22 protein-coding genes are annotated in these 24,646 nt (G+C 69.2%); 8 read left to right on the top strand and 14 right to left on the bottom strand.

The window, feature by feature from the left end:
* Window positions 1-50: 50 nt before the first annotated feature.
* Window positions 51-473 (bottom strand): roadblock/LC7 domain-containing protein, encoded by a 423-nt coding sequence (locus ACTMTI_RS11110; protein ID WP_441120132.1) that lies wholly within the window; start codon window positions 471-473, stop codon window positions 51-53.
* On the bottom strand, window positions 473-3,178 hold the full coding sequence (locus ACTMTI_RS11105) for a nitrate- and nitrite sensing domain-containing protein (RefSeq protein ID WP_441120130.1): 2,706 nt from the start codon (window positions 3,176-3,178) through the stop codon (window positions 473-475). The genes ACTMTI_RS11110 and ACTMTI_RS11105 overlap by 1 nt, the downstream gene beginning before the upstream one ends.
* A 340-nt stretch (window positions 3,179-3,518) precedes the next feature.
* On the opposite strand from ACTMTI_RS11105, the gene ACTMTI_RS11100 reads away from it, so the two are divergent.
* From ACTMTI_RS11100 to ACTMTI_RS11085, 4 genes are all read left to right on the top strand, one after another.
* Window positions 3,519-4,574, top strand: coding sequence for a quaternary amine ABC transporter ATP-binding protein (locus tag ACTMTI_RS11100; protein ID WP_441120129.1), 1,056 nt, complete (start codon window positions 3,519-3,521; stop codon window positions 4,572-4,574).
* Window positions 4,571-6,484 carry an ABC transporter permease gene (locus ACTMTI_RS11095; protein ID WP_441120127.1) on the top strand — a complete coding sequence of 638 codons (1,914 nt, stop codon included), beginning with the start codon at window positions 4,571-4,573 and terminating at the stop codon, window positions 6,482-6,484. Before ACTMTI_RS11100 ends, ACTMTI_RS11095 begins: the two co-directional genes overlap by 4 nt.
* Window positions 6,481-7,452, top strand: a complete 972-nt coding sequence (locus ACTMTI_RS11090; RefSeq protein ID WP_441120126.1) for an ABC transporter substrate-binding protein — start codon at window positions 6,481-6,483, stop codon at window positions 7,450-7,452. Before ACTMTI_RS11095 ends, ACTMTI_RS11090 begins: the two co-directional genes overlap by 4 nt.
* Before the next feature lie 67 nt (window positions 7,453-7,519).
* Entirely contained in the window at window positions 7,520-8,455 is a 936-nt protein-coding gene (locus ACTMTI_RS11085; protein WP_441120124.1) for an ABC transporter substrate-binding protein, read from the top strand.
* 45 nt (window positions 8,456-8,500) lie between these two features.
* On the opposite strand, the gene ACTMTI_RS11080 is transcribed toward ACTMTI_RS11085, so the two are convergent.
* Window positions 8,501-9,742: an ATP-binding protein gene (locus ACTMTI_RS11080; protein WP_441120283.1), complete on the bottom strand. Its 1,242-nt coding sequence runs from the start codon at window positions 9,740-9,742 to the stop codon at window positions 8,501-8,503.
* A gap of 182 nt (window positions 9,743-9,924) precedes the next feature.
* Window positions 9,925-10,695, bottom strand: coding sequence for a TetR/AcrR family transcriptional regulator (locus ACTMTI_RS11075; protein ID WP_441120122.1), 771 nt, complete (start codon window positions 10,693-10,695; stop codon window positions 9,925-9,927).
* Window positions 10,696-10,772: 77 nt separating this feature from the next.
* Between ACTMTI_RS11075 and ACTMTI_RS11070 the strand changes: the two genes are divergently transcribed.
* The gene (locus tag ACTMTI_RS11070) at window positions 10,773-11,711 is read left to right on the top strand and encodes an ATP-binding cassette domain-containing protein (RefSeq protein ID WP_441120120.1); all 939 of its coding nucleotides are present in this window, start codon (window positions 10,773-10,775) and stop codon (window positions 11,709-11,711) included.
* Window positions 11,708-12,517 carry an ABC transporter permease gene (locus tag ACTMTI_RS11065; protein ID WP_441120118.1) on the top strand — a complete coding sequence of 270 codons (810 nt, stop codon included), beginning with the start codon at window positions 11,708-11,710 and terminating at the stop codon, window positions 12,515-12,517. Before ACTMTI_RS11070 ends, ACTMTI_RS11065 begins: the two co-directional genes overlap by 4 nt.
* Window positions 12,518-12,649: 132 nt before the next feature.
* Here the strand turns inward: ACTMTI_RS11065 and ACTMTI_RS11060 are convergent, their stop codons facing one another.
* The 8 genes from ACTMTI_RS11060 to ACTMTI_RS11025 form a co-directional block, all read right to left on the bottom strand.
* Window positions 12,650-13,228 (bottom strand): GTP-binding protein, encoded by a 579-nt coding sequence (locus ACTMTI_RS11060; RefSeq protein WP_441120116.1) that lies wholly within the window; start codon window positions 13,226-13,228, stop codon window positions 12,650-12,652.
* Complete coding sequence (locus ACTMTI_RS11055) at window positions 13,209-13,571, bottom strand: DUF742 domain-containing protein (RefSeq protein ID WP_441120114.1); 363 nt, start codon at window positions 13,569-13,571, stop codon at window positions 13,209-13,211. Before ACTMTI_RS11055 ends, ACTMTI_RS11060 begins: the two co-directional genes overlap by 20 nt.
* Before the next feature lie 26 nt (window positions 13,572-13,597).
* A complete protein-coding gene (locus tag ACTMTI_RS11050) occupies window positions 13,598-14,020 on the bottom strand; it encodes a roadblock/LC7 domain-containing protein (RefSeq protein ID WP_441120113.1) in 423 nt (140 codons plus the stop codon).
* A gap of 25 nt (window positions 14,021-14,045) precedes the next feature.
* A complete protein-coding gene (locus ACTMTI_RS11045) occupies window positions 14,046-17,036 on the bottom strand; it encodes a nitrate- and nitrite sensing domain-containing protein (protein ID WP_441120111.1) in 2,991 nt (996 codons plus the stop codon).
* Window positions 17,037-17,171: 135 nt separating this feature from the next.
* Entirely contained in the window at window positions 17,172-19,397 is a 2,226-nt protein-coding gene (locus ACTMTI_RS11040) for a [protein-PII] uridylyltransferase (protein WP_441120110.1), read from the bottom strand.
* On the bottom strand, window positions 19,394-19,516 hold the full coding sequence (locus tag ACTMTI_RS11035) for a hypothetical protein (RefSeq protein WP_441120108.1): 123 nt from the start codon (window positions 19,514-19,516) through the stop codon (window positions 19,394-19,396). Before ACTMTI_RS11035 ends, ACTMTI_RS11040 begins: the two co-directional genes overlap by 4 nt.
* Window positions 19,516-19,854 (bottom strand): P-II family nitrogen regulator, encoded by a 339-nt coding sequence (locus ACTMTI_RS11030; RefSeq protein WP_043616024.1) that lies wholly within the window; start codon window positions 19,852-19,854, stop codon window positions 19,516-19,518. The genes ACTMTI_RS11035 and ACTMTI_RS11030 overlap by 1 nt, the downstream gene beginning before the upstream one ends.
* Entirely contained in the window at window positions 19,851-21,206 is a 1,356-nt protein-coding gene (locus ACTMTI_RS11025) for an ammonium transporter (protein ID WP_441120106.1), read from the bottom strand. Before ACTMTI_RS11025 ends, ACTMTI_RS11030 begins: the two co-directional genes overlap by 4 nt.
* A 206-nt stretch (window positions 21,207-21,412) precedes the next feature.
* Here ACTMTI_RS11025 and ACTMTI_RS11020 point away from each other — a divergent pair, with 206 nt between their 5' ends.
* Complete coding sequence (locus ACTMTI_RS11020) at window positions 21,413-22,339, top strand: ABC transporter substrate-binding protein (protein ID WP_441120104.1); 927 nt, start codon at window positions 21,413-21,415, stop codon at window positions 22,337-22,339.
* 39 nt (window positions 22,340-22,378) lie between these two features.
* On the opposite strand, the gene ACTMTI_RS11015 is transcribed toward ACTMTI_RS11020, so the two are convergent.
* Window positions 22,379-23,149, bottom strand: a complete 771-nt coding sequence (locus ACTMTI_RS11015) for an MOSC domain-containing protein (protein ID WP_441120103.1) — start codon at window positions 23,147-23,149, stop codon at window positions 22,379-22,381.
* Between the two features lie 30 nt (window positions 23,150-23,179).
* Window positions 23,180-23,983 carry an alpha/beta fold hydrolase gene (locus tag ACTMTI_RS11010; RefSeq protein WP_441120101.1) on the bottom strand — a complete coding sequence of 268 codons (804 nt, stop codon included), beginning with the start codon at window positions 23,981-23,983 and terminating at the stop codon, window positions 23,180-23,182.
* 76 nt (window positions 23,984-24,059) lie between these two features.
* Here ACTMTI_RS11010 and ACTMTI_RS11005 point away from each other — a divergent pair, with 76 nt between their 5' ends.
* Entirely contained in the window at window positions 24,060-24,629 is a 570-nt protein-coding gene (locus ACTMTI_RS11005) for a TetR/AcrR family transcriptional regulator (protein ID WP_441120099.1), read from the top strand.
* Window positions 24,630-24,646: the final 17 nt, after the last annotated feature.

Raw genomic sequence — 24,646 nt, 5'->3', positions numbered from 1 at the left:
CCCCGTTATGCCACGATGCCAACGTCTGCTCCCATCAGAAGGTGCCCGCCTCAGAGCGTGCGGGCCGCGGACAGCTCAGCTCGCACGGCGGGCGTCAGCACCTGTCCTGCCCGCTCGACCAGGATCGTCATCTGGTACGCGACCAGCCCCATGTCGCAGTCCGGCGCGGCCAGCACCGCCAGTGAGGACCCGTCGCTGATCGACATCAACAGCAGCAGCCCGTGTTGCATCTCGACGAGGGTCTGGGTGACCCCTCCGCCCTCGAAGACCCGAGCCGATCCCTGCGTGAGGCTGACCAGCCCCGCCGCGATGGCGGCCAGTTGATCGGCGCGGTCCTCGGGAAAGCCTCGGGAGAACGCCATGGGCAGGCCGTCGGCGGAGACGACCACGGCGTGCGCCACGCCGGGGACCTCTTCGACGAAGCTGCTGATCAGCCAGTTCATGTCCCTGGCCGCCTGGCTCAGCTCCTTCATCAGCCCTCCTCGAGCTCTGAGCGACCCTTGCGCACGCCCTGCTGGTAGCTGGCCAGCCTGTTGCGCAATTGGTCAGGGGACAGCGAGGGAGCGGGAGCGGGCGGCGGCTTCGGGTTTGCGGTGCCCGGTACCAGATTGGCCCTCGGAGTCCGTTTCGGCAAGCCTGAGTCGGTGAGGCCGCCCTGGGTGGGCTCCACGGAAGCGTCGGCGGCCTGCCAGCCCTGGTCGGACGACGATGACCAGGCCGGATCCCGCTGGCCCGACGACGATGACCAGGACAGGTCCCCCTGGTCGGACGACGATGACCGGGCCGGATCCCCCTGACCGGACGGCGACGACCAGGCCGGATCCCCCTGGTCCGACGGCGACGACCAGGCCGGGTCCCGATAGTCGGCCGTCGGCGTCGGCTTGCTGAACCAGCTGCTGTCCTCGACGGAGGCGAAGATCGGCAGGAACTCGTCCTTGGCCGGCGTGGGATGGGAGGGGATGGGCGTGGCGAAGGAGGGATAGGCGCGCGCCGGATCGTGCGGCTCCGGCTCCGGCGACTCGGTCGAATGCGTACGCGGCGCGCTGAACCACGACGACGGCTCGGCCGCCGGAGGGGCGAGGTCGAACGACGGGTGCCCGGCGAAAGGTGGCATCGGCGGCGCGCCGGCCTGCGCCGGCAGCTGCGCCCGCGGGCCGGGCCGCGGCGGGGCGAGCTGTTGCGTGGCGGGCGTGGACACGCCGAGCTGGAGCTCCGCACCGGACACGGCGGCGAGCAGCACGGGCGGGACCAGCACCATGGCGGTCAGCCCACCGGTGTCCTGGTGACGCAACTGGACCCTGATGCGGTGCCGCAGGGCCAGCCGGCCGACCACGAACAGACCCATGCGCCGCGACACCGACACGTCCACCACCGGCGGGTTGGCCAGCCGCCAGTTGGCCTCGGCCAGCTCCTCCTGGCTCATGCCGAAGCCGTGGTCGGCGACCGACAGCAACAGCGCGCCGCCGTCGATGCGGCTGCTGGAGATGACGACCTTGGTGTCCCCCGAGGAGAACGAGACCGCATTCTCGATCAGCTCGGCGAGCAGGTGGACCACGTCGCTGACGGCCTGCCCCGCGACGGCGACGTCCGACTGGACCTGGATGCTCACCCGGTCGTAGCTCTCGACCTCGCCGAGCGCCGCACGCACGATGTCCATCAGCTCGACCGGCTCGCTCCACTTGCGCGCCGCCTCCTGGCCGGCCAGGACCAGCAGGTTCTCGCTGTTGCGGCGCATGCGGGTGGCCAGGTGGTCGAGCTTGAACAGGTCGCCGAGCCGGGCGTCGTCGCGCTCGCCGCGCTCCAGCTTCTCGATCAGCGTGAGCTGCCGCTCGACCAGCGTCTGGCTGCGCCTGGACAGGTTGACGAACATGGCGTTGACGTTGGAGCGCAGCCGCGCCTCGTCGCCGGCCAGCCGCACGGCCTCGCGGTGCACCTCGTCGAAGGCGCGGGCGACCTCGCCGACCTCGTCCTTGGAGAAGATCCCGATGGGCGGGACCTCGGCGTCGACCGCGCCGTCGCGCGACTCGCGCAGGTGCTGGACGAAGGCCGGCAGCCGCTTGCCCGCGATCTCCAGAGCCTCGCCGCGCAGCCGTCGCAACGGCCGGACGAGCGACCTGGCGACCCCGGTGGTGATCAGCAGGACGGCCACGAGCAGCGCGAGCACGGCGACCGCGGTCACGAACGCCCGCTGCCGCTCCTCCGCGCTGAGCCTCTCGCTGCGTGTCACGATCCCCTGGGCCTGCCGCTCCTCGACTTTGCGCATGGAGTCGACGACCACGTTCGCGGCGTCGAACCATTCCTTGGCGTCATCGCGCTTGCCCAGGTCGAGGCCGCGCAGCGGCAGCCCTTCCGTGGCCCTGATCAGCACCAGCTCGCGCAGGAACAGCATCCGCTCGGCGGAGTTGTCGTTGACGGTCTCGTCGAAGTAGCGGCGCTCCTCGGCGGTGGCCTCGGCGGCGAAGCCCTTGCGCTCGTTGGCCTCCTTGGACTGCTCACCCAGGAAGCGCTCGAGCTGGTCCTGATCGAACGCCCCCTCGACCAGCACGATCGTGACCAGTGCCTGCTGGTAGGAGACGCTCTCCTTGGCTCGGGCGAGCCCGTCGAGCATGCGGGTCTGGCGGAACAACTCGTCGTCCGCGCTGCCCTTGATCAGCTCGTTGTGGACGGACAGCAGGTCGTTGATCACCGTCGTGTAGAGCTCGACGGCGGGGCCGGGCAGCAGGTTGGCGTCCAGCGCCTGCTTGCGCAGGGCGGCCAGGTCGTCCAGGCGGTTGAGCAGGTTCTCGATCTGGTCGGCGGTCCGGCCGGTGACCTCGGCCATCAGCTGCCTGGCGGTGCCGCGTACCTTCGTGGCGGCCTGGTCGACGATGGCCATCTGGTTCCGCACCTCGGGAAGCCTGGATGCCGGGCGGTCACGCGCGATGTACCACGCGGTCGTGGCCCGCTCGGCGGACACCACGTGGGTGAGGGCGCCTACTTCCCCGGACAGCACGGCGAGCTGGTTCGTCCTGGCGAAGTCGCCGGCGGCGGTGGTCGAGCCGGCCACCTGGATGCCGCCCAGCAGCAAGGTGGCGGCTGTCGGGATGAGAATGAGGGCGACGAGACGTGCCCGGACGCGCCAATTGCGCAGGCGCCAGTTGCCCTTACTGGCCTGCCTCTCGCCCAGCTCTGTACTCACCGAACGCACCTCGCCCGAATCGGCGTATTTGAGGGGTGCTGTGTCCCCAGGGGAAATCAGCAAGTGCCGGGTAATTGGAACACATCCCGCGTCCAGTGGCCAACCGAACATAACGCGGCAAAATTCGAGTGCTGTGACTGATGTGAAGAAAGCTGGGGCTCCATATGCTGATCAACATAGCGCGAAATAAGCCTTTAACGCACTAAATGTGAAACTATGGGCGATTTAATCGATTCAAGCGAATAACGCATGAGAAGCACACCGATCTCCAGAAGGTCACGGCGTTGAGAATCTTGTTATTCCCGACATATGTTGAGCCCCGGCAATCGAGGAGGCGAGTGTGGGGGTTTCTCCCGACAGCGCGGCTATCACCGTTGCGGGGCTTTGGAAGATCTTCGGGTCCAGGGCGAAGAAGGTGCTGGACAGCGAGGACCGGCAGCTCGAACCCGCCGCACTGAGAGAGAAGACCGGCTGCACCGCCGCCGTCAGAGACGTGAGCTTCGAGGTGCGCCCCGGCGAGGTCTTCGTGGTCATGGGCCTGTCCGGGAGCGGCAAGTCCACCCTCGTACGCTGCCTCACCCGGCTCATCGACCCCACCGCCGGCGAGATCAGGATCGGCGGCGAGGACATCGGCCGCGCCACTCCCGCCCGGCTCCGCGAGATCCGCCGCCACCAGGTCAGCATGGTCTTCCAGCACTTCGGCCTGTTACCGCACCGCAAGGTCGTCGACAACGTCGCGTACGGCCTGGAGATCCAGGGCACCGCCAAGGCGGCCAGGCACGCGCGGGCGGCGGAGATCCTCTCCCTCGTCGGCCTGGACGGGTACGCCGACGCCTACCCCGACCAGCTCTCCGGCGGCATGCAGCAGCGCGTCGGCCTGGCCAGGGCGCTGGCGGTCGATCCGCAGGTGATGCTGTTCGACGAGCCGTTCAGCGCGCTCGACCCGCTGATCAGGCGTGACATGCAGGCCGAGGTGATCCGTCTGCACCGGGAAGTCGGCAAGACGATGGTGTTCATCACGCACGACCTGGCCGAGGCGCTCAAGCTGGGCGAGCGGATCGCGATCATGCGGGCGGGCGCGATCGTGCAGCTCGGCACCGCCGAGGAGCTGGTGGGCGCGCCGGCCGACGACTACGTCGCCGACTTCGTCCGCGACGTGCCCAGGAGCCACGTGCTGACGCTGCGCTGGATCTGCCGCGCCCCCGAGCCCGGCGAGCCGCTGGACGGGCCCGAACTGCCGGCCGGCACGGTCATCAAGGACGCCATCGCGGCCGCCTCGGCCTCCTCCCGCCCGATCCGGGTCGTGGACGGCGGCACGCTGGTGGGCGTCGTGGACCGGGTGGACCTGCTGACGTTCCTGTCCGGACAGGACGTCCCGGTGCGGGCCGGCGCATGAGCGCCACGGCTGTCAGCACGCCCTCGGGGCTGAGAGTGCCCAGGTGGGCGGCGCCGGTGGGGGTGACGGTCCTGTTCGCGGCGGCGTACCTCGTCTTCCGCGGCACGGGGACGCTGCCGCACGACAAGGAGGCGCCGCAGTTCCTGGCCATCACCGAACTGCGGGAGTGGATCGACGACAACAGGAACGAGAGCCCGCTCTTCCTGTACTTCCTCAACTACGTCAGGCTCTTCGTCGGCGGCCTCTACGACCTGTTCCTGACCGTCCTGTACGCCCTCGGCTGGCCCGGCATCACCGGCGTCATGGGCGCGCTGGCCTGGCTGGCCGGCGGCTGGCGCATCGCGTTGCCGGCGATCGCGGGGGTGAGCGCGTTCGGGTTCCTCGGGCTGTGGGAGTCGAGCGTCGCCACGCTGGCCCTGGTGTCGGTCGCGGTGCTGCTGTCGCTGGCGATCGGGATTCCGGTGGGCGTCTGGGCGGGGCTCTCGGACCGCGTGCGGCGGGCGATCACACCGGTGCTGGACGTCATGCAGATCATGCCGACGTTCGCCTATCTGGCGCCGCTGGCGCTGTTCTTCCACATCGGCGCGCCGGCCGGGGCGATCGCGACGATGATCTACGCGATTCCGCCGGCCATCCGCATCACCGCCCTCGCCGTCTCAGAGGTCTCCCCCACCGCGGTCGAGGCTTCGGCGTCGCTGGGCGCGACGGGCCGGCAGACGTTGTTCAAGGTCTACCTGCCGCTGGCCAGGTCCACGATGGCGCTGGCGGTCAACCAGACGATCATGATGGCCCTGTCCATGGTGGTCATCGCCAACCTGATCTCGGCCCCCGGCCTGGGCGGCGACATCATGAGCGGCTTGTCGCGCGCGCAGGTCGGCATCATGCTCCCGGCCGGCGTGGCCATCGTGATCATGGCGGTCATGCTGGACCGGATGATGACGGCCGTCTCCAGGCGGGGCCCGCACGCCGGGCTCGGCAGGGTCGATCTCGTCGCGGCCGGCGCGCTGGCGGCGGCCGGACTCGCGCTCATCCCCGTGCTGCCGCGCGTGTGGCCGGAGGACTGGACGATCAACCTGGTCGCCGAGGTGAACGCCGCCGTCCTCTGGGCGGAGACGAGCTGGTATCCGGTCACGACGTTCATCAAGGACCTCACCACCAACGCCCTGCTCAACCCGCTGGAGAGCGTGCTCACCTCGGCCCCGTGGTGGCTGGTCGCGCTGGCGGTGCTGCTCGGCGCCTGGCGGGTGAGCGGCGTACGCCCGGCGCTGATCGCACTCGGCTGCCTGCTGGCGATCGCGCTGCTCGGCACGTGGGAGCACACCATGCGGACGATGACCACGGTCGCCGTCGCGGTGCTGGTCACCCTGCTCATCGGCCTGCTGCTGGGGGTGGCCGCGGCCCGCTCGCCGCGCTACTCGGCCCTGCAGCGGCCGGTCCTCGACGCCGCGCAGACCATGCCCGCGTTCGTCTACCTGCTGCCGGCGCTGGCGCTGTTCGAGACCACCAGATTCACCGCGATCTTCGCCTCGATCATCTACGCGGTGCCGCCGGTGGTCCGGCTGGTCGAGGACGGCATCAAGGCCGTGCCGGCCGAGGTCGTCGAGGCGGCAGCGGCCGCCGGGTCCACGCGGGGCCAGCTCCTGTGGAAGGTGCAGTTGCCGATGGCCAGGCAGGCCATCCTGCTGGCGGCCAACCAGGGCATCGTGATGACGCTGGCCATGGTGGTCGTCGGCGGCCTCGTCGGCGCCGGGGCGCTCGGCTACGACGTGGTCCTCGGTTTCTCCCAGCGCACCGACTTCGGACTGGGCTTCGTGGCCGGCATCGCGACCGTGCTGCTCGGAGTCATGCTCGACCGCATCACGCAGGGCGCCGACAGGCGTCCTTCCCCCCGAAAGAGGAAGTTGACATGAAGATACGCCTGCTCGCAGGCCTCCTCGCACTTGGCATCGCCGCCGTGGGTTGCGGCGGGGCCAAGGTCGAAACCTCCCCCAGCTCCTCCGCCGCCCCGCAGGCCGGCTCCAGCGGCAGCACCGCGGGCACCGTGAAGATCGCGATCAACCCGTGGGTGGGCTACGAGGCCAGCGCGAACGTGGTCGCGTACCTGCTGAAGAACGAGCTCGGCTACAACGTCGAACTGCCCGAGATCAAGGAGCAGCTGGCCTGGGAGGGCTTCGAGACCGGCGACGTCGACGTCATCATCGAGAACTGGGGCCACCCGGACCTGAAGAAGAAGTTCATCGACGAAAAGAAGACCGCGGTGGTGGCCGGCTCCACCGGCAACAAGGGCGTCATCGGCTGGTACATCCCCAAGTGGATGGCCGAGAAGTACCCGGACATCACCGACTACAAGAACCTCAACAAGTACGCCGAGCTGTTCAAGACCTCCGAGTCGGGCGACAAGGGCCAGCTGCTGTTCGGCGACCCGTCCTACGTCAGCAACGAGGACGCCCTGATCAAGAACCTCAAGCTGGACTACAAGGTCGTCGTCGGCGGCAGTGAGGCGGCCCTGATCAAGGGAGCCCAGCAGGCGCAGACGCAGAAGAAGCCGCTGCTGTTCTACTTCTGGGACCCGCACTGGCTGTTCAGCAAGACCGAGCTGGTCCGGGTCAACCTGCCCGCCTACACCGAGGGCTGCCAGGACGACCCGAAGAAGGTCGCCTGCGACTACCCGGAGATGGACCTCGACAAGATCGTCAGCAAGAAGTTCGCCGACTCCGGCGGCAAGGCCTACGACCTGGTCAAGAACTTCACCTGGACCAACGAGGACCAGAACGCCGTCGCCGACGACATGACCAACAACGGCATGACCGGCGAGCAGGCCGCCAAGAAGTGGGTCGAGGCCAACACCGCCAAGTGGCAGGCCTGGATCCCCAAGTGACCCTGTCCTGACCCCCTCTAATGACCGCGGCCTCATCCACCGAGGCCGCGGTCGCGGAGAACCCCTCATGCGCATCAAGACGCTCGTCGGGCCGCTGGTCGCGGCCCTGCTTCTGGCGGCCTGCTCCGGCGAGGCGCCCAACCCCGCCGCCGTGTCCAAGGGCACCGTCAACATCGACATCCACGCCTGGATCGGGTACGAGGCCCAGGCCGCCGTGCTGGCGTACCTGCTCGAGCACGAGCTGGGCTACAAGGTGAACAAACGGGAGATCAAGGAGGACGATTCCTGGCGGGATTTCGAATCCGGCAAGGTCGACCTGATCGTCGAGAACTGGGGTCATCCGCTTCTGAAGAAGGAGTTCATCGAGGAGAAGGGAGTCGCCCTGTCGGCCGGCCTCACGGGGAACAAGGGCATCATCGGCTGGTACGTTCCCGAGTGGATGGTCAAACGATATCCCGGAATTACGGACTACCGAAATCTCAATAAGTACGCACATCTCTTCCGTACCGACAAGACCGGAAATGCCGGGCAGATTCTGGACGGGGATCCGACGTTCGTCACCCATGACGAGGCGCTCGTCAAGAATCTCGGGCTCAATTACAAGGTCGTTTACTCGGGCAGTGAGGCGGCGCTGATCAAGGCGGCGCAGGAGGCGACGAGAAAACGGACGCCGTTGCTCATGTATTTCTACGAACCGCAATGGCTGTTCACGAAGGTCAAGCTGGTGAAGGTGGCGCTGCCCCCGTACGCCGTGGGCTGCGACGCCGACCCGAAGAAGGTCGCCTGCGACTACCCGCCGTACCTGCTCGACAAGATCGTCAGCCGGCGGTTCGCGGAGAACGGCGGCAAGGCGTACGAGCTGGTCCGCAACTTCACCTGGACCAACGACGACCAGAACGCGGTCGCCAGCGACATGATCAACGAGAAGATGTCCGCCGAGCAGGCCGCCCAGCGCTGGGTCCGGGAAAACAAGATCGTCTGGAAGGACTGGATCCCCCGCTGAGCCGGAGCGTGCTCCCCAGGGCGGCGAGCATCATGACCGGGCCTCCTACCTGTCCCACAGGGCACTGATCGGCAGTGCGGTCAGCCGATCGCCGAAGGCGAGCGAACGCCGCCCGGTGTAGAGCACGAATCCATGAACGAACTGATCGCCCAGGGAGTCTCTGAGCGTGCTCAAGCCCTTGAAATCCTTGAGGTCCACAGCGTCTGTGGCTTTGGCTTCCACGCCGATCACACGCCCGTTGGTCCGCTCGACCACGAGGTCGACCTCTGCCCCCTGACTGACCCGCCAGTGAAAGAGATTCAGCCGGAACGGTGACCAGGTCGCCTGCTTGGCCAGTTCGTTGGCGATGAAGGTCTCCACGAGCGCCCCACGCGCGGGTGCGATGCGCGCTCCCAGCCCTTCGGCGTCCACCGACAGCAAATGCGCGGCGAGTCCGGTGTCGGTGATGTGCACCTTGGGCCGCCGCACGGCCCTGGCGTTCAGATTGCGCGACCATGCGGGCAGCGACTGCACCAGAAAGACCGTTTCAAGCAGGCCAAGGTAGCGACTGACCGTCGTACGGTGGAGCCCAAGGTCGCTGGCGGTCTTGACGACATTGAGCTCCTGGGCCGTGGAGGCTGCTGCGAGCCTCAGCAACTGCCGCAGGTTGCCAGGCTCATCGATCTTCGCCATCTCCCGGATGTCGGTATCGATGATGGATTGCACGTAGGCGCTGTACCACTCGGCGCGAGCAAGCTCGGACCGCATCTCCACGACTTCGGGATAGAAGCCGCGCGCGATGAGATCGAAGTAGTCCGCTCTGCCGTACGAACTGTGCTCCGTCGTCCTGAAGGACTCCGGCTCCTCGAACGCTCTCTGGAGGAAGGACGTGGCACCGCCGGCCAGCTCCTGCTGGGCGAAGGGCCAGACGTCAATGATGACCGCCCTTCCGGCCAGAGACTCGCTAAGCGACGGAGTCGCGAGAAACCTGGTCGAACCAGCGAGCACGAACTGCCCTCGCCCCGCCGAACGGTCGACCGCCGACTTGATCGCCAGCACCAGATCGTCGCCGCCTCGCTGGATCTCGTCGATCATCATCGGCCTGGGCCCATCGGCCACGAACACCTCTGGGTCGGCATGCGCGGCGGCACGGAGCGTGCCGTCATCCAGAGTCAGATACGTGCCGCCACGACAAGCCTCGAGTTGCCGGAGCAGTGTGGTCTTCCCGGACTGGCGAGGCCCATTGATGATCATCACCCTGAACGCCGCCAGGAACTCCAGCGCGTGATCGACAATTCGTCGAGGCACAAAATCCAAGAGAACCTCCCATCCATAGAGCTGACATTCTACAGAGGGGGAACCGACATTTCACGGCACGCAGGACCGACATCTTTGGCTCTGGTCACCGACATTTCACGGTATCCGCAACCGACGTCCAGCCGACGTGGGCAAGCGTCCCTGTGCGTTCGGCCCGATCGGACAGACCGCCTTCATGGGTTGGCCGCGCGGCTGTTCACCAAGGATTCGATGCCGTCGAGCACCCGCTGCAGCCCGAACTCGAAGGCGTGCTCCGGGCTGTAGGCGGCGTTGAGTTCCTCGCCCGCCGCCTGGCCCACCCTGGCCGCGGTCGGGAAGCGGCCGGCGTCGGCGATGCGGCTGAAGAAGGGTGCGTGCGCGGCCCACCACTGCTTGTCGCTCATGCCCGTCTGGCTCTCGGCCTGCGCGGCCTCCACCGCGCCCCGCGCCGTGCCGTGCACGAAACCGGTGATCAAGGTGATCACCGAGTCCATCTCGACGTCCGTCAGGCCGATGCCGTCCACGGCGCGCAGCTCGTAGTCGTACTTGGCGGTGACGTTCGGCCCCAGCACCGGGCGGTTGGCCGCCACCTGGAGCAGCCAGGGGTGGCGCAGGTAGAGCGCCCAGTTCTCCCTGGCGATCTGCTCCAGCCTGCCCCGCCAGCCTCCCGGAACGTCCTCCAGCCTGGCGGTCTCGCCGTAGACGGTGTCGAGCATGACGTCGAACAGCTCCGGCTTGCCCGGCACGTACGTATAAAGCGACATCGTCCCCACGCCCAGCCGCTCGGCCACGCGGCGCATGGACAGCGCCTGCAACCCCTCGGCGTCGGCCACTTCGATGGCGGCGCGCACGATGCGGTCGACGCTCAGCTCCGGCTTGCCCTTGCGGCTGGCCCGCTCGCTGGTGCGCCAGAGCAGCGCCAGGCTGCGCGCCGGGTCACCCTTTCCCGAATACTCAACCATCACATTCGTACGGTACACCGTACGGTTGCCGCCCTGAATCGTATCTTGTACGGTACAGCGTACGAACGAAGGAGGGCAGCATGTCAGCGGTACTCACGCGCGAGCTGCGCAAGACGTACGGCGAAAAGCCGGCGCTCGACGGCGTCGACCTGGACGTGGGCGAGGGCACGGTCCACGGCCTGCTCGGCCCCAACGGCGCCGGCAAGAGCACGACGGTCCGCATCCTCACCACGCTCCTGCGGCCCACGGGCGGCCGCGCGGAGGTGGCCGGGTTCGACGTGGCGACCCAGCCCCGCCAGGTACGCCGCCACATCGGCCTGGTCGGCCAGCACGCGGCGGTGGACGAGTTGCTGACCGGGCGGCAGAACCTGGAGTTGTTCGGCCGCCTCCACCACCTGGGCGCGGCGGCGGCCCAGGCCAGGGCGGACGAGCTGCTCGAACGGTTCGGGCTGGCGCACAAGGGCCCGGCCAAGGAGCTTTCGGGCGGCATGCGGCGCCGGCTCGACCTCGCGGCGAGCATGATCCTGGCGCCGCCCGTGCTGTTCCTGGACGAGCCCACGACGGGGCTCGACCCGCGCAGCCGTGCGGAGATCTGGCGCGCGGTGCGCGACCTGGTGTCCGACGGCACCACGGTGCTGCTGACCACGCAGTACCTGGAGGAGGCCGACCAGCTCGCGGACCGCATCTCGGTGATAGACGCGGGCCGGGTGGTGGCCGAGGGCACGCCGGACGAGCTCAAGGCCAAGCTCGGCGGCGACCGCCTCGACGTGGTGATTCACGACCCGGAGCGGCTGGCGGAGGCCGCCGGGATCGTCGGCCGGGTGACGTCGGGGCCCGCCGACGTCGACCGCGACACCAGGCACGTGTCCGCGGCGGTGAGCGAGCGGGTGCAGGCGCTCACCGAGGTGCTCGCGGCTCTGTCAGTGGCCGGGATCGAGGCCGAAGACGTCGCGCTGCGCCGGCCGACGCTCGATGAAGTCTTCCTGAACCTCACCAACACCGGAGGCAGCGCGAAATGACGGTGATTTCAGCGAACGAGCGGCGGCTGTGGTGGGCGCTGGCAGACGGCTGGACGGTCGCCAAGCGCGACCTGATCCACTGGGTCAACCAGCCGATGACGGTGGTGTTCGGGGTCGTCTTCCCCGTGGTGGTCACCCTCGCCTTCGGCTACCTGTTCGGCGGCGCGGTCAACGTCCCGGAAGGGGCGGACTATTTCACTTTCCTCATGCCCGGCATGTACGGCATGACGATGCTCTTCGGCCTGAGCGCCACCATGATCGCCATTACCACCGACGCCTCCAAGGGCGTCACCGACCGCTTCCGCTCGATGCCCATGGCGCCCTCGGCCGTGCTGATCGGCCGCGCCCTCGCCGACCTGCTCCACTCGGTTCTGGTCCTGGCCGCCCTGCTGGCCTGCGGCCTGGCGGTCGGCTGGCGGCCCGCCACGTTGCCGGGCGCGCTGGGCGCCGTGGGCCTGCTGCTGCTCCTGCGCTTCTCGCTGCTGTGGGCCGGCATGTATCTGGGACTGCTCACGAAGGACCCGGGCGCGGTGGTGGCGATCCAGGCGCTGGAGTTCCCGATCGGGTTCCTGTCGAACGCCTTCGTCGCCCCGGAGACCATGCCGGGCTGGCTGGGCGCGATCTCGGAGTGGAACCCGCTGTCGTCGACGGTGGCGGCGGCCAGGGAGCTGTTCGGCAATCCGGGCTGGGGCGGGGACTCGTGGGTGGCGCAGCACGCGGTCCTGATGGCCGTGGCCTGGCCGGTGGCGATCACCGTCGTGTTCTTCGCCCTGTCGGTCCGCCTCTACCAGCGCCTCGACCGCTGAGCCTCCGACAGCGCGACCGTGCGGCGACATCGCCGGGTTCCGGGCGACGGCGGCAAGGTGCGAGACATGTTCGAGGCCCCCGCTCATGCTGCTCACGACCACGGGCACGAAATCGCCCGACGTGCCCTGGAGTCAGCGAACGGGGGCGGCGCGCAGGCGTACGACGTGCTCCACGAGCGCGATCAGCGTCGCCTTGACCGAGCCGCGGTCGCGGGCGTCCGTACGCACGATCGGCACGTGCGGCGACAGCGCCAGCGCCTCCCTGACCTCGTCGTCAGTGTGCGGGAACTGCCCCTCCCAGCCGTTGATGCCGATCACGAAGGGCAGCTTGGCCTCTTCGAAGTAGTCGATCGCGGGGAAGCTGTCGGCCAGGCGGCGGGTGTCGAGCAGGACCACCGCGCCGATCGCGCCGCGCACCAGGTCGTCCCACATGAACCAGAACCGGTGCTGCCCGGGGGTGCCGAACAGGTAGAGGATCAGGTCGCGGTCGAGCGAGAGCCGGCCGAAGTCCATGGCGACGGTCGTGGTCTGCTTGTGCGGAGTGAGCCCAAGGTCGTCGATGCCCGCGGACGCGTCGGTCATCACCGCTTCCGTGGTGAGCGGGAGGATCTCGGACACCGCCCCCACGAATGTCGTCTTGCCGACGCCGAAGCCACCGGCGACGACGATCTTCGTCGACGTAAGCCCGGGGCTAGAGCCTGCGTAGTCCACTGAGCACCCTTTCGAGCATGTTGAGGTCTGGCTGTCCCTGGCTGAGGCGTGGCTGGTGCAGGCGGACTAGCCCTTCGTCGGACATGTCCGCCACGAGCACCCTGGCCACCCCCAGCGGGACGCGGAGCAGGGCCGAGATCTCGGCGACCGACCGGAACGTTCTGCAGAGCTGCATGATGGCCTCCTGCTCAGGGGTGAGCATGACCATCACGTCGTCCGGAACCGACATCGACGAGACCAACGTCTCCATAGCGAGGTGATAACGCGGCTCTGAACGGCCGCCGGTCACCGCGTAGGGACGGAACAGAGGCTCTTCGTCCCCGGCCCCGTCAGTGCCGTACACGGCCCGCTCCCATCAGGTCCATCACATCACCGAGCCCTGGCTGCCTGAAGCTCTGCGCGCAGGGCCGGCGTGAGCGCCTGACCCGCCCGGTCCACCAGCAGCGTCATCTGGTACGCCACCAGGCCCATGTCACAGTCCGGCGCCGCCAGCACCGTGAGCACGGAGCCGTCGCTGATCGCCATGACCAGGAGCAGACCACGCTGCATCTCGACGACGGTCTGCGTCACGGCGCCGCCCTCGAACACCCTGGACGCGCCCACGGTCAGGCTCAGCAGCCCGGCCGAAACCGCCGCCAGCTGGTCGGCCCGGTCCGGCGGGAAGCCTTCCGAGCTGGCCAGACAGAGGCCGTCCGCCGAGACCACGACGGCATGCGCGACTCCGGGCGTGTTACGTACGAAGTCGGTGATCAGCCAGTCAAACCTGTGCGCCTCATGGCTAAGGGTTGTCACGCATCCTCCCCGACGGGACGCTTACTCACTCTTGTTCCTCCTGTCCACGTACTTCCTGGCGGCCCCGTCGCACACCCTGCTGGAAACTCGACAACCGGTTGCGTACCCGATCCGGTGAGACCGGGGGCGCCGGCGCCTGCCGCTGCGGCTGCTGTAGCTGCGGGGGCTGGCTTGCGGTGCCGGGAACCAGGTTGGCCTTGGGGGTGCGCTTGGGAAGCCCGGCGGCGGTGATGCCGCCGAGGCTCGGCTCGCTGGCTTTGGCCGCCGCCTGCCATCCGGCGTCGGCGGCCGTTCGCCACGATTCCTCCCCAGAGGGTACGGCCTGCACGGGGTTGGCCTCACCATCGGCCTTCGGCTGCGGCGGCCGCTCCTCGGCCGGCCTGCGGAACCAGGCGGACTCCACCGACGCGAAGATCGGCAGGTATTCGTCCTGCTCCGGCTCCATCGGCGACACCTCGACCGAGGGCGTCGGGTCCGGCCTGCGCACGTCGTTCGTGGAGTACGACGGCGGCGTCTGGAACGCACCATTACCAGAGGGGGTCGAGCCCGCGCTGGGGTAGGGCGAGAAGGCGCCGGAGTCGAAGGACGCAGGCTGCCTGCGGTAGGAACCGCCGTCGGTGTCGGCGGTGAAGCCGTTCACCCCCGCCCTCCCGGGGTCGGAGGCGAAGGAGCCGAACGCCGGCCTGGGTGAGCCCGGCGTGCTGTCGAAGGTCGACCCGGGAGGCGTACCCGGCGCGCTGTCGTAGGTCGGCCTGGGAGGCGTACCCGGCGCGCTGTCGAACGTGTGCCTGGGAGGCGTACCGGGCGTGCCGTCGAAGGTCGGCCTGGGAGGCGTACCGGGCGTGCTGTCGAACGTGTGCCTGGGCGTACCGGGTGTGCTGTCGTGCGGCCGCGGTCCGGGGGGACCCAGGGGCGGTCCGGCGTTGAAAGAGTCGAAGCTGGCGAAGGACCGGAACGACCCGTTCGGCGTGGAGGGGGCCGCCGGAGCGGGCGCGGTCCCGCCGCCGAACGCCGGACGCTGCGGCAGCGGCTGCTGCGTACCGTCGGTGATCAGCGCGGGCGGCAGCAGCACCATGGCGATCAGGCCGCCGCCTTCGCCCCGTCTGAGCTGCACCCTGATGCCGTGCCGCAGCGCCAGGCGGCCGACCACGAACAGGCCCATGCGCCGCGAGACCGACACGTCCACGACGGGGGGCTCGGCCAACCGGCGGTTGGCCTCGGCCAGTTCGTCCTCGGTCATGCTGATGCCGGTGTCGCTCACCGACAGCAGCGCGGCGCCGCCCTCGATGAGGCTGCTGGTGACCGTGACCTGGGAGTTGCTCGGGGAGAACTGGATGGCGTTCTCGACCAGCTCGGCGACGAGGTGGACGAGGTCGTTCGCGGAGCTGCCGAGCACGGAGGTCGCCCGGTGCACCCGGACCTGGACGCGCTCGTAGCCCTCGACCTCCGACAGCGCGGCGCGTACGACGTCGACCAGCTTGGCCGGCTGGGTGCGCCGCCGGGTGGCCTCGTGACCGGCGAGGACCAGGAGGTTCTCGGAGTTGCGGCGCATGCGGGTGGCCAGGTGGTCGAGCTTGAACAGGTCGGCCAGCCGGGTGCCGTCCTGCTCGCCCTTCTCCAGGCCGTCGATCAGCGAGATCTGCCGCTCGACCAGCGTCTGGGTGCGGCGCGAGAGGTTGACGAACATCGAGCTGATGTTGCCGCGCAGCTCCGCTTCCTCGCCCGCCAGGCGCACGGCCTGCCGGTGCACCTGGTCGAAGGCCCTGGCCACTTCGCCGATCTCGTCGTTGCCGTCGATCTCGATCGGCTGTACGTCGCTCACCGCCGCATCGCCGTTGACCCGCAGCTGATGCACCACGTCGGGCAGCCGGAAGCCGGCGATCTCCAGCGCCTCGGTGCGCAGTCTGCGCAGCGGGCCGACCATGGAGCGGGCGATGGCCACGGTGAGCAGCAGGACGAGCAGCAGCAGCGCGAGGATCAGGGCACCGGCGATGATCGCGTTGCGGATCTCGGACTCGCGCAGCTCGTTGCTGCGCAGGTTCACCTCGGCGGCCAGGTCCTTCTCGATCCCCTTGAAGGTTTCGATGACCGCGGTGTTGTCCTCGAACCACTGCTCGCGGCTGGCCCTGGCGGAGATCAGGTTGTCGGTGATCCGCACGCCGGGGGCCCGGCCGCTGGCCAGCGTGATCGCGCGGGACTTGGTGAGCTGGACACCGACGTACTCGGGCCTGGAGGTGAGCGTCTTGGACAGGGCCAGGCCGATCTCGACGCCCGCCTCCGTGCCGACGGTGGCGATGTCGCTCTGCTCGCGGGCGTTGGAGGCGATGAACTGCTCGACGTCCTTGGCGTCGACGTTCCGGGTGTCGTAGGAGGCCTGGATCAGCTGGACGCGCTGGCGCGAGACCTCCTCCTTCGCCGACGCGAGCGCGCTCAGGGCGCGGAACTGGCCGATGATCCGCGAGTCGTCGGACATGAGGCTCAGCTCGTCGTGGAGCGCGAGGAGGCTGTCGGTGAGGAAGTCGTACTGGATGGTGTTGGTCTGGCCCTCGGCCCTGATCCGCGGCAGCCGGCTCAGGTCGGAGCGCGCCTCGTCGGCGGCCTTCACCACACGCGGGCCGTAGGATTCGTCGATCGCGTCGAGGTCCGTGCGGACGGTCTTGACCAGCGTGTCGACCGCCGCCTTGCGCTGGGCGAGCGGCTCGGCCAGCGACTTGCGCATCGCGCGGCTGGCGCCGATCCAGCCTCCGGTGTCGCGCTCCAGCCCGATGGCCTGCACGAGGTCGCGGATGCGGCCGGCCTGCTCGGCGGAGGTGGCCGTGCGGTCGTAGTCGCCGATGCTCTGGACCGATCCCACCACGCGGGCTCCCCCGAGCACCACGGCGGCGATGGTCGGCACCAGAATGAGCGCGGTGAGCCGCCACCGCACGCGCCAGTTGCGCAGGCCAAGGCGTGGCAGCGACCGCTTCCCGCGATCCCGCCTCGCGGCGAGGCCGCTGTCGGAGTTCCCCGTCGTCACTGCTTCCCGTACCCCTCAATCGTCCCGTTCGGCAAACGGGCCACCAAACCGTCCACAAGGTATCCGCAGCACCTGACTTAACCGGCATTTCGGGCACAATCGTTACACATGTGACCGAAAGCCGTGTGCTGTTGGTTATCGCAGTGCGGCAAGCACTTGGTCGCGGACTTGTGCCCTCTGCGTGTCGTCGCTGAGGGGTCGGCCAGCGCGATCCACGACATAGAAGACGTCTACCGCCTCCGCGCCGAGAGTCTCCACGCGAGCGGCTCTCACGTCAAGACCGCACTCCCCGAACGCCCGTCCTATACGCCACAGAAGTCCCGGCCTGTCATGGGCCCTGACTTCCACCACGGTGGCCGTCGCGGAGGCGTCGTCCACCAGTGTCACGCGAGGTGGAGCCACCGGTACGCGGGGTGGCCGCACGGCCCTGGCGCGGCGGGCCAGCCGCTGCTCGATGTCAAGACGCCCAGCAAGGACGAGGCGGAGGTCGGACTCCAGCGTCGCGGGGTCGGGCGGAGAGCCGTACTCCGGGATGACGGAGAACTCGATCACCGCGGTGGAGCCCGCGGAGGCGGACGAGGCTGAGCGCACGATGAGCCGGTGGGCGGAGAGCACACCGGCGGCGCTCCAGAGCAGCCCCACCCGGTCGGGGGCCACGACCGTGACCGCTCCCCCGTTGACGCGCACCGCGCCGCCGCCATGCCTGGCGAGCGCGGCCTGCTCGGCCGACAGGGTGGGCGGCTTGGGCGGCGGCGAGCCGGCCAGCACGGACCTGACGCGGCGCACGAGGTCGGCCACCAGCCCGGCCTTCCAGCTGTTCCAGGCGGCGGGCCCGGTCGCGTGGCCGTCGGCGACCGCCAGCGCGGCCAGCAGGTCGAGGACCTCGCGGGAGCCGACGGTGGCGGCGACCTTCTCGATCGTGACGGGGTCGTCGAGATCCCTGCGGGTGGCGGTCTCGGGCAGCAGCAGGTGGTGGCGTACGACGGTGGCCAGGGTCTCCACGTCCTGCGCGGGCAGGCCGATGCGGGTGGCGATGTCGCGCACGACGACCTCGCCGGTGGCGGAATGGTCCCCTGGCCAGCCCTTGCCGACGTCGTGCAGGAGCGCCCCGATCAGCAGCAGGTCGGGACGGGAGACCTCGCGGGTGTGGCTGGCGGCGTTCGCGGCGGCCTCGATCAGGTGCCGGTCGACCGTGAAGCGGTGGATCGGATTGCGCTGAGGGCGGTGGCGTACGCGCTCCCAGTCAGGAAGCAGCTTGACAAGGATGCCCGCCTGGTCGAGCTCCTCCCACACGGGCACGGCGGCGCGCCCGGCGCCGAGGATCGACACCAGCGCGTCACGGGCCTCCTCGGGCCACGGCACCGGCATGGGAGGCGACTGAGCGGCCAGAACGGACACCGTCGCGGGCGCGAGCGGCAGCCCGGAGTCGGCCGCGGCGGCGGCCGCGCGCAGCACGAGTACGGGGTCCTTGCGCGGGTTGATCCCTCTGGCGAGCACCACTTCGCCACCGTGCTCGACCACGCCGTCCGCCAGCGGGCGGCGGCCTCTGGGAGCAGGACCTGACAGAAGCCTGTCAACGGTGCGCCAGGTGGCGTCGAAGGCATGGGAGACGGTGCGGCCGGCCTCGGCGAGCCGGCGCATGAGCGCTTCGGCGTCGAGCAGGCCAAGCAGCCCGGCCACCGCGTCCTGCTCCTGCAGCACCAGCCGGTCGGTGCCGCGGGCGGTCACGACGTGCAGCGCGTGCCGGACGTCGAGGATGAACTCGTACGCCTCCCGCGCCCGGGGACCCGGCGCGGACGCGACCCAGGCCGCCGCCACGGCCTGCATGGCCTGGACGTCGCGGAGCCCGCCGCGGCCGTCCTTGAGATCAGGTTCGAGGAGGAAGGCCAGCTCGCCGCTGGCCTGCGCCCGCTTGTCGGTCGCGTCGCGCAGCTCGCCCAGCCGGCGCCGGGAGTCGGCCCGCCACTCGGCGAGCACCGCTTCCCTGGCCTTCCTGGTCAGCTCGGGGTCGCCGGCCACGTGCCGGGCCTGGATGAGGCCGAGCACGGCCTTGAGGTCCTGCCTGGCGACCGACACGGCCTCTTCCACCGTGCGTACGGAGTGGTCGAGGTTGACCGCCGAATCCCAGATCGGATACCAGATCCGGTCGGCGATCCTGGCCACGTCGGCCCGGCCGTTGTGCAGCAGGACCAGGTCGAGGTCACTGCCGGGGGCGAGTTCGCCCCTTCCCAGACTTCCGACGGCGACCAGCGAGACGTGCTCACCGTCGCTCGCCGTGCGGAAAAGATCTTTGAGCCAGCGATCGGTGTCCGCGGCTCGCTCCTTGCGAGCCGCGGCGTACGAACGGGCCTCTCCCCTCACTGCTGTGCCCCCTTGCCGAGCTCCGCCCGGACGACGTCGTCCGGGCATCGCCGCGGATCAATCCGGAAAACCCTGCCGTGCTCCGCCTGGACTCCGTTGTCCAGGCGCTGCAGCTTCATCACAGGGCCTCCGGGCCCCTCTCTCCCGTGCGTACTCGGATAACGGTGTCCACGGGCACGGACCAGACCTTGCCGTCACCGATCTTGCCGGTGTGCGCGGCCTTGACGATGACGTCGATCACGTCTTCCGCGTCATCCTCTTCGGCGAGGACCTCGAGCCGGACCTTCGGGACCAGGTCCACCTGGTATTCGGCGCCGCGGTAGACCTCGGTGTGGCCGCGCTGGCGGCCGTAGCCGCTGGCCTCGCTGACTGTCATTCCCTTGATGCCGAACTGCTCCAGCGCGGCCTTCACGTCATCAAGCTTGAAGGGCTTGATGATCGCGGTGATGAGCCTCATGCGTCCACCTTCTTAGCTGCGGGGGCGATGGGTCCGTTGGGGGACGTCACGCTGGAGGCGTGAACCGTGCCGAGGTCGTAACTCGTCTCGGCGTGGGTGGTGATGTCCACGCCGGTCACCTCGGCGTCTTCGGCGATCCGGAAGCCCATCGTCTTGTCGATGATCTTACCGATGATCCAGGACATCACGAAGGAGTAGCCACCGACGGCGACCGGGCCGAGCACCTGCAGGCCGAGCTGGCTGATCTGGCCGCCCTCGATCAGGATGCCCTTGTTCTGGCCGGGCAGGAACGGGTAGGCCGCCACGAAGCCCAGCGCGACCGCGCCGATGACACCGCCGACCAGGTGCACGCCGACCACGTCGAGAGAGTCGTCGAAGCCCAGCTTGTACTTCATGCCCACGGCGTAGGCGCAGCCCACACCGGCGAGCAGGCCGATGACCACCGCCGCCCACGGGTCGACGAAACCACAGGCGGGCGTGATGGCGACCAGACCGGCCACCGCGCCGGAGGCGACACCGAGCGTGGTCGCGTGACCGTCGCGCAGCTTCTCCACCAGGAGCCAGGCGCCGGCGGCCACGGCCGTGGCGATCTGGGTGTTCATGAACGCCAGGCCGGTGGTCTGGTCGACGGCCAGCTCCGAGCCGGCGTTGAAGCCGAACCAGCCGAACCACAGCAGACCGGTGCCGAGCAGCACCATCGTAAGGTTGTGCGGCCGCATGGGCTCCTTGCGCCAGCCCTTGCGCTTGCCCAGGACGAGTGCGAGGGCGAGCGCCGCGGCGCCGGCGTTGATGTGGACGACCGTACCGCCGGCGAAGTCCTCGATGCCGAGCTGGCCGAGCCAGCCGCCGCCCCAGACCCAGTGAGCGACGGGGAAGTAGACCACGGTGGCCCACACCAAGGAGAACAGCACCCAGGCGCCGAACTTCGCGCGATCGGCGATCGCGCCGCTGATGAGCGCCACGGTGATGATGGCGAAGGTCAGCTGGAAGGCGGAGAACACCATGAGCGGGAAGTTGTCGACCGCGGCGGCCTCGGCCGTCACGTTGCCGCCCTCGACGATGAGGTTTTCGTAGACGGCGTTGAAGACTCCGCTCAGGCCGACGAAGTCGAGCCCTCCGACGATCTTGTTGACGAAGCCCGATCCGTCTCCGACGGCGTCGAACGCGAGGGAGTAGCCGTACAGGACCCAAGCGACCGTGACGACGATGATGCTGACGAACGACATCATCATCATGTTCAGGACACTCTTGGCCCTGGTCATGCCCCCGTAGAAGAACGCGAGGCCCGGAGTCATCAGCAGCACCAGGGCGGTGCATACGAGCATCCAGGCGGTAGTGCCGCTGTCGATCATCGAAGCGACCCTCCTTACATGTGACGTGTGGCCAAAGCGTGTTCTCCCGGCGTTTCATGGCTCGACCAGGTGTGTTTCACATTCGTGAATCTCGCCGCGCTGATGTTTCGGGTACGTTTCGGGCTTCTCACTCGCCCGATTTTTGAGCCGCTATTTCGGTCATGAGACACTTAGGCTTGCCTTACCTAAGCGATCAAGGAATCCTCATGCGCCTCCCCCTGGCCGTCGCCGCCATGCTCCCCCTCCTCGCCCTCGCCGCCTGCGGGACTTCCACGTCCACGCAGGAGGAGGGGCCAACCAGGACCGTCAAGCACGCCATGGGCGAGACGAAAGTTCCCATGACGCCGAAGCGGGTCGTGGTGCTCGACACGGACAAGCTCGACACCATGGTCTCGCTCGGCCTCGCGCCCGTCGGCGCGGCGCAGGCCCAGGAGAACCAGAAGTGGCCGGCGTACCTCGGCTCGGCCCTGTCGGCCACCAAGGCCGTCGGCACCCTGCAGGCCCCGAACATCGAGGCCATCATGGCGCTCAAGCCGGACCTCATCCTGGGCTCCAAGTTCCGGCAGGCCGCCTTCTACGACAAGCTCAGCAAGATCGCCCCCACCGTGTTCACCGAGAAGGTCGGCGTCACGTGGAAGGAGAACTTCCAGCTCGACGCCGCGGCGCTGGGCAAGAAGGACCAGGCCACGCAGTTGCTGTCGGCGTACGAGTCGCGGGCCAAGGAGGTCGGCGCCAGGTTCTCGAAGCTCCAGGTGAGCATCGTGCGGTTCATGCCGACCGAAATCCGCATGTACGGCCCCGAGTCGTTCAGCGGCATCGTCGTCGGCGACGCGGGCATCCCCCGGCCCGAGGCGCAGCAACTCGCCGACCAGCAGGACAAGCGCTTCGGCAAGCTGAGCCAGGAGAACATCGCCAAGGCCGACGCCGACGCGATCTTCTACAGCGCGTACGGCGAGGCCGCCGCCAAGTCCCAGGCCGAGGTCACCGGCGGGCCGCTGTGGAAGAACCTCGCCGCCGTCAAGGCCGGCCACGCCTACAACGTGGACGACGAGATCTGGATGACCGGCATCGGCGTCACGGCCGCCGGCAAGATCCTCGACGACCTGGACAAATACCTCACTCCGCTGGTCTGAGCCGGGGTCACGGGTCAGACGAGAGCATGGGCACGGCCGTCACCTCGGGGCGCCGAGGCGTACCCGGTCGCCCTTCCTGACCCGCCCCGGCCGCACCACCCGGGCGTACACCCCCGCGCACGCCTGCGGCCCCATGTCGAACACCGGCACCCGGTTGTGCCGGGCCACCGTGCGCAGCGCCTCCGGGTCGCGGCCCAGCGGCCCGTGCGCCAGCGTCGGCACGGCGCACCGTGGGCTGGCCACGATGACCTCCAGCACCACGTCGTCGCCGACCTGCAGCTCCCGGCCCACCCAGGCGTTCTCCGGAAAGCCCTCCGCGGCCGCTCCGATCACCAGGTTGGGCCGGTAGCGGAGGGCCTCGACCTGCCCGCGCGGGCTGAGCGCGCCGATCCGCTCGATTGCCGCGGTGGTGATCAGATGAATCGGCGCGAAGTCGAAGAACGTGCCGCCGGGTGACGCGCCGCCCAGCGTGCCGACAGTGTGGGGCACCTCCGCCTCGATGCCCTCGGCGAGCACCCGCTCGGGGAGCGATCGCTCGAACTCCGCGCCCTCCGGCGGCACGTCGATCAGTCGCACCTCGCGGCCGAGCAGCCTGGACAGCTCCTCGTCCCCCGGGACGCGGGCGCCATCGACGGTCAGCAGGTCGCGCCAGAGCCGCGGGTTCTTGGCGCTGGCGATCTTCCCGGTCGCGACGTCGAGCACCGCCCGCGCCCGATCCCCGGCCAGCCCGCGCTCGGTCACCTCACTCTCGGCGACCTCCTCCCCCAGCATCGACTTGACCGGGTAACGACGCAACATCTCGATATGCATGAAAGGCAGCCTATGGCGGCCCGGCCCCGCTCAGGGCTGGGCCCAGAAGCGGCGCAGGTGCGGCACCAGTTCGCCGGCCCGCTCGTCGGGGAAGAACAGCCTGCCGCCCGCGATCTCGACGATCTCCCTGACGCCGGGGATCGTGTCGCGCAGCCAGCGGGCCCAGCTCACGTCGAAGAACACGTCGCCCGTGCCCCAGACCACGAGGGTCGGCACGGTCAGCACGGTGAGCTGCGGCTCGATGGCGATCATGTCCTTGGCGTCGATGGAGGTCAGCAGCCGTTCGAAGGCCCGGCCCCCGTCCGGCTTGGCGAAGATCGGCCGCAGGTACGCGTCCACCATCGCCGCCGGGTCGTCGATCCGCTCGTAGCCGTCGCCGTAGGCGGTCTTGGCCAGTAGCTCCGGCTGGTCGAGCACGGCCGCGGTGAGTGCGGCCAGTTCGCCGCGCGCGGCCAGCTCGACGGTGGGCTCGAACGCCTTGGGCGGCGTGTTGGTGTGCACGTCGCAGTTGGTGAGCGTGAGCGTACGGAGCCGCTCGCGGTGTCGTACGGCGAAGACCTGGGCCACCGCGCCGCCGGTGTCGTTGGCGACGAGATCCACGTCGGTGAGGCCGAGCTCCTCGCACAGTTCCTCCACCGCCTCGGCCAGCGCGGGGATGGACAGGTCGGCGCGCGGGGCGCTGCCGCCGTGCGGCGGGAGGTCGATGGCGACGCAGCGGCGTTCGTCGCGGAGTTCGGCGATGACGTTGCGCCACAGGTATGAGCTGGTGCCGACGCCATGCACGAACAGCGCCACCGGGCCCTGCCCCACGTCCACATAGTGGATGCCGTTCACGGGTTCCTCCAGGATTACAGACCGACTGTCGGTCTAGAAATTACCGACTGACAGTCGGTTTGTCTAGAGTGATGCCATGAACCTCAAGGCGGAGCGCGGCGCGGCCACCCGCGACAGGGTCCTATCGATCGCCACGCGGCTGTTCGCCGACCGGGGCTACGACGACACCTCGATCGAGGCGGTGCTGCAGGAGTCGGGGCTGAGCAGAGGGGCGCTCTACCACCATTACGCGGGCAAGGACGCGCTGTTCGAGGCGGTGCTGGAGGCCACGGAGTCGGCCATCGGCGCCATGATCGTGGAGGCGGTCCGCGGCCTCTCCGACCCGGCTGCGGCCCTGGAGGCGGGCGTGCTGGCCTGGATCAGGCTCGCCGGGGACCCGGTCATCAAGCGCGTCGTGCTCATCGACGCGCCCTCGGTGCTGGGGTGGGAGCGGTGGCGGGCCCTGGAGGAGCGCTATTCGTTCGGCATGCTGAAGAGCGCGCTGGAAGCCACGGGGGCGGTGCCGGCCGAGTTCCTGGACCTGCACGCGCACATGCTGCTCGCGGCCGTCAACGAGAGCGCGCTCCTGGTGGCCAGGGGCGGCGGCCACGACACCGCCGAGGCGGCCGTCCAGGAGTTTCTCCGCCGCCTGCTCCGCACCGACTGAGCCGGCCTCCGCCGCAC

Origin of the sequence: Nonomuraea sp. H19, from assembly GCF_052068215.1 — a bacterium.
GTDB lineage: Bacteria > Actinomycetota > Actinomycetes > Streptosporangiales > Streptosporangiaceae > Nonomuraea.
The sequence above is the reverse complement of the archived record's forward strand: the minus strand, read 5'-3'. Positions and strand labels throughout refer to the sequence as shown.